This is a genomic window from Bartonella sp. AP57NXGY (assembly GCF_042195805.1).
Lineage (GTDB): Bacteria > Pseudomonadota > Alphaproteobacteria > Rhizobiales > Rhizobiaceae > Bartonella.
On the sequence record NZ_JBHIOZ010000126.1, the window covers coordinates 1 to 3580 of the forward strand.

At 41.4% G+C, this 3580-nt stretch carries 5 protein-coding genes and 1 pseudogene; 2 read left to right on the forward strand and 4 right to left on the reverse strand.

The window, feature by feature from the left end; genetic code table 11:
- Positions 1 to 491, reverse strand: a pseudogene (locus tag ACFIL8_RS08340) (lysozyme); the annotation flags it as partial.
- A 182-nt stretch (positions 492 to 673) separates the two neighbouring features.
- On the opposite strand from ACFIL8_RS08340, the gene ACFIL8_RS08345 reads away from it, so the two are divergent.
- Entirely contained in the window at positions 674 to 997 is a 324-nt protein-coding gene (locus ACFIL8_RS08345) for a type II toxin-antitoxin system RelE/ParE family toxin (protein ID WP_015857128.1), read from the forward strand.
- Between the two features lie 12 nt (positions 998 to 1009).
- The gene (locus ACFIL8_RS08350) at positions 1010 to 1321 is read left to right on the forward strand and encodes a DNA-binding protein (protein ID WP_208439803.1); all 312 of its coding nucleotides are present in this window, start codon (positions 1010 to 1012) and stop codon (positions 1319 to 1321) included.
- A gap of 60 nt (positions 1322 to 1381) precedes the next feature.
- Here the strand turns inward: ACFIL8_RS08350 and ACFIL8_RS08355 are convergent, their stop codons facing one another.
- The 3 genes from ACFIL8_RS08355 to ACFIL8_RS08365 all read right to left on the reverse strand — a co-directional run.
- Positions 1382 to 1660, reverse strand: a complete 279-nt coding sequence (locus ACFIL8_RS08355; protein ID WP_375628341.1) for a hypothetical protein — start codon at positions 1658 to 1660, stop codon at positions 1382 to 1384.
- Complete coding sequence (locus ACFIL8_RS08360) at positions 1657 to 2415, reverse strand: antA/AntB antirepressor family protein (protein ID WP_375689407.1); 759 nt, start codon at positions 2413 to 2415, stop codon at positions 1657 to 1659. Before ACFIL8_RS08360 ends, ACFIL8_RS08355 begins: the two co-directional genes overlap by 4 nt.
- A gap of 307 nt (positions 2416 to 2722) precedes the next feature.
- The coding region (locus ACFIL8_RS08365) for a late control protein (RefSeq protein ID WP_375689409.1) at positions 2723 to 3580 on the reverse strand (858 nt) is incomplete at its 5' end.

The window sequence follows — 3580 nt, forward strand, 5'->3', positions numbered from 1 at the left end:
CCCGTTGGTGCTTGCGTTTCTACTGTTTGATAATTGGAGGAAACAAAAGCCCCTTTCGCCCATAAGCCTGTTTCTGCGGGCACACGCCGGTGTGCGAGACCTTCAAGACGCTTACCGGCCTGCTTTGGTCCATTTCTGTAGCTCGGCAGGGACAGCTTCATATTCACCTTGATTGATCTTTTTTAACAGTGTCGAGTTACAAAAGGCTCCTCATTATAGCAAAAGGAGACTAACGCCGCGAATTGTTCATCCGTTAATGAAACTGTAACAGCGTGTTCAACGACATTTTCAAATTGTCTTAAGTCTTGGCAAAGAAGTTCTTCTGCTTGCTTTTCAGTGATTGTCATGCCTTCGTAAATAAAAGGCTTTCCAGCACTGTTTGTATGTCCATAACCTATTGTCCACACCCCAATGGCATCTTTATAGGCGTTCAAACGCAAACCTTCCCATTGTTTAATAAGTGCTAGTCCTTCTGATGATATTTTTCGCATATGATTCTCCATAAAAAAAGCTCCGCAAAAAGCAGAGCTGGATTAAAAAATTGACATCTTTCTCATTCGGAAAGATAGCTTGGTTAAGCTTCATGTCGCTTTTTCATTGGAATAAAAGAAGATTTTTTCTCAACTTTTAATTTCTTTCTTGACAAATATTCGTTTATAAACGAATATACATCATGTTTGAAATACGTCACTACCTTACTTCTGATGGCAAAGACTTGATAGCTGATTGGCTGCGAAAGCTCCGTGATATGCAGGCTAAAACTGCAATTATTCGCCGCCTTAATCGTTTAGAGCAGGGAAACTTTGGCGATTTCAAGCCGCTTCGTGAGGGTGTTCATGAATTGCGTATTAATGTTGGTCCTGGCTACCGAGTTTATTATGTCCAATCTGGAAAGACCGTATTGTTGCTATTATGCGGTGGCAGCAAAAAAACACAAGAGACTGATATCACTCGTGCATGTGCTTGCTGGCGTGATTGGCAAAACCGTGAAGATTAAAGGAGTGCAAAAATGAAAGACCGTAACCATGATGATGCAATGGCAGAAATATTCCGTGATGATCCTGAGTTGGCAGCAGCGACCCTTGATGCAATCCTAGCAGATGGTGATCAGGGTGAGCTGCTTGTAACTCTACGCCAAATGGCCAAAGCTTATGGTGGTGTTCAAGCTGTAGCTAAAGCAGCCAACTTGAACCCAACACAACTTTACCGTACACTTTCAGAAAAAGGTAATCCAGAGTTCCGCAGCTTGAATGCTTTACTGCGTACCATGGGGTTTCGTTTGGCTGTACAGCCTCTTGAACGACCAGTTCCACACGTATAACTTTAGTGTATTAACCCCTCCCCACCTTTAAAGATGGGGAAGGGAGTTCTGTTTTTTTAATTAAGCAACCTTTTTAATGGGGCTCTCTAAATCTGATTCGTAAGCTCGCAATAAAGGTAACATAACTGTAGGAAACTCTGAATCGCCAAAATCTGTTAGAACTGTTAAGATTTTAAGTATATTTGGCACCTCATCTTGAAGTTTGAAAATCAAAGCTTTTTCTACCAAACTCATGATGTTAATCAGAGCTGTACACTCTTTTTCATTAATATTTTCATCATTAGAAAACTGATATAAAGCTATCCACAAATCGCACAAAAAATCGACACTGCTATTCATTGCACACCTCCAAAGATTTGTTCTCTCAAACATGCCAATCCTCTGGAGGTGATTTTTGTTGAAGGGAGCACCTTTTCTGTACCATCCGGTCTTTGAATGGTGATAGCAGGACAGTCCATGAATCCTTTCTTGATCTTATCCTGATAAGGTAACAGCGGCGCCCCTGGAGCACGTCGATAGACCCAATCATTTTTCCGCAAGTAATCTGTTAAATCTTTTGGTCGTACTTCAAGCATTTTCGCTGCTTCAATAAGACCGAATAAACCATCAGAGCGCTTTAAGCCTTCCAAAGCTTCTGCTTTTGGAGTCAATTCAGCAATAGTGTTATCCTTTTGCTCGATTTGACTTTGTAAGTGATTCAAAACACCAAGTAATGCTTCGGGTTTGGAATAATCAACTTGTGGAGCGGCTATCTGTGGTGTCACTACTTGTTTTAACCGTCTTTCACATTCGATAAAGTATAAACGAGCTTCTCTACCTTTCTTATTATTTTCAAGCATAGAGAGCTCTTTGGCTACACTTAAAGTCAGATGATAATCTTTACGATTGTGACCACCTCTGCCTTTGCTCGCCAAATTTGGCGACCAAACAAAGTCTTGATTTTCTAATAAATTATATTTTTTGATACGGTCAGTAATCCAATTGGAAAAATCTTTACCTATTTCTAAAAACGCATGTAATTCACGTGCGTTGACTGTTTGAACGATATCACCATTAATCGTGGTTTGATGTATATCAATTAAATACTGTGCCATAATTTGGCTCCTATGTGCTTAAAGGTTTCTTAATGACACTCAATTAAAGAGCGCCGGGTGCTAAGAAACACGGCACATAGCCCGTCGTTACGCCTTTCCCAAAAGGGTATTGTATAGCATAACCACACCCGACAATATCATTATATGCTTGTAGCATACAACGAGTCAAAGTTTTTAATTGGCGGTGAAAAGATTGTTTCGGCAATCTATCCGCTATGTGTTTAAGGTGTTTCTTAGGCACCTGATTCGATTATTCATATTGTCGCCACATTGTCAAGTAGCTTCTAATAATTTTTTGATATTTTTGCTAATTGATATCTTTCTCATCCATATGGATAACGCCTTCACCTTCGTCGCATGCGTCTGGTGGGGCGTTTGGGTCGAGGGTATCATCTTTGTCTGGTGTGGTGTTTGCAACGTTTCCAGCCGCATCTTCTTGGGTTTCATCAAAAAGTTCGCAATCTATTTTTGTGGTATAACCACCTGTTTTATCAAGCTTGTGTTTAACACTTTTGATGCGCCATTCTGCTGGAATATAGGGGCGGAAAGGGGGCTCTTGAATAAGCTTTGCTTCTGCTTGCACAAAGGGATCACCACCAATATCACATGAGAAAGAAGATTTCCCACGTGATGATTTGTTGCGATAAGCAGCAATGGCCGCAACAGCTTCTGATTGATTGTGGTAGGTGTATTTGAGTTCATGAAAAGGCTCTTTACCAACCTTGACTTCCTTTTTTTCACCAGTGCGGATATCATGATAGCTTGCGATAACACCGCCTTTTTTCTCTTCTTCTTGCTCTTGATTTTCAGATGTTTTGGCTTCCGTCTCTTCTTTAGGCAAATTGGGGGCGTCACTTTCATCCATATGGATCACATCTTCGCCTTCCTCAATTTCCTCTGGTTCTCGTGCATCAGCGGCGGCTTTTTGATCATCTCCTGCATCTGTCTTTAATCCATTGGCGGCACCTGCTTCATCGCGTGCACTGTATTTAAAATCCCAAGAGGTACATTGTTTTTCATGGATGACAACGACGGGCAGTGTTTCACCGGTAATGGCTTTGCCTTCACCCCGTTTGGCAAGCACCAATTTGCCATCAACGGGTTTTGCTACCGCATCATAGTCTTCTGCAAGGCGTGTGGCAAAAGCCATATCGCTTTCAGAAGT